Genomic DNA, 1,104 nt, shown 5'->3' with positions numbered 1-1,104 from the left:
TTGGCGTGAACCTGTCGCCACTTCACTAGAGAACTGGTTGATGTGTTCCACGTTACGATGCAGCTCTTCTGTTACCGAGCTTTGCTCGCTGCAAGCACTCGCAATTTGAATGCTCATTTCAGCAATGTTATCTGCGCCTTTTTCGATTTGGTCGATGGTTGCACCGGCTTTTTGTGCTTGCTCAACGCACTCTTGAATCAAATCGCTGCTGTTATTTGTTGCTGAAACGGCACTCTTCGAACAATTTTGCAGTTTAGAGATGATCGTGATGATCTCTTCGGTTGAAGCTTGAGTTCGGCTTGCTAGCGTTCTCACTTCATCCGCTACGACGGCAAAACCACGGCCTTGTTCACCAGCGCGCGCAGCTTCAATGGCAGCGTTAAGCGCAAGCAAATTGGTTTGTTCCGCGATGTCTTGGATAACGTCAACCACAACGCTAATGTTAGATGCGTCTTGTTCCAGTTCTGTCACCATGTTGCCAACAGATTGAATCGCCAATGACGCTTCGTGAATTTGGTTAATACATTCTTGAACGACGCCGCGGCCTTCTTTCGCATCGTGAGAAGCACTGTTTGCCGTTTCTGACGCTGCTTCGGTGTTGCTGGCGACTTCATTTACTGTCGCTTGCATCTCGTTCATTGCTGTTGCGATAAGGTTTAGCTGAACTTGTTGTTCATCCATGCCGGTTGAAGTCTGTTCGGAAATCGCGCTCACTTCTTCAATGGCGGTGCCTACTTGAGCTGTGGTTGACGAGATACTGTCGACCAAAGTAAGCAACTTCGCTTGCATATCAACGCAGGCATCTGCCAAGGTGCCAAGCTCATCATGACCAATTTTGTTACGTGGAAGCTGGTAAGTTAGGTCGCCTGACGCGATTTTCGACGCCATGTTTACCACGTAATTTAGTGGTGTGCAGATCTGTTTGGTTAGGAATAGGCCTAGCGTAAAACTCAATGCCAATAGCGCGACGATAGCAATAATGCTGTAGGTGATTGCGCTGCGCACTGCTTCATGAGCGCTAGCAATATCTTCTTGTACGTAGGTTTGGTTTAGTTCCACTAAATCACGAATCGCATCGGATAATTGTGTGAATGTAGAAAATCC

General features: G+C 47.5%; 1 protein-coding gene. It reads right to left on the bottom strand.

The annotated features are described in order from the left end of the window. On the bottom strand, positions 1 to 1,104 hold a 1,104-nt coding region (locus R7D93_RS25910; RefSeq protein WP_318129634.1), incomplete at both ends, for a methyl-accepting chemotaxis protein.

The sequence above is a fragment of the Vibrio sp. YT-15 genome (genome assembly GCF_033337445.1).
Taxonomy (GTDB): Bacteria; Pseudomonadota; Gammaproteobacteria; order Enterobacterales; family Vibrionaceae; genus Vibrio; species Vibrio alginolyticus.
This window is presented reverse-complemented; position numbering and strand designations above follow the sequence as displayed.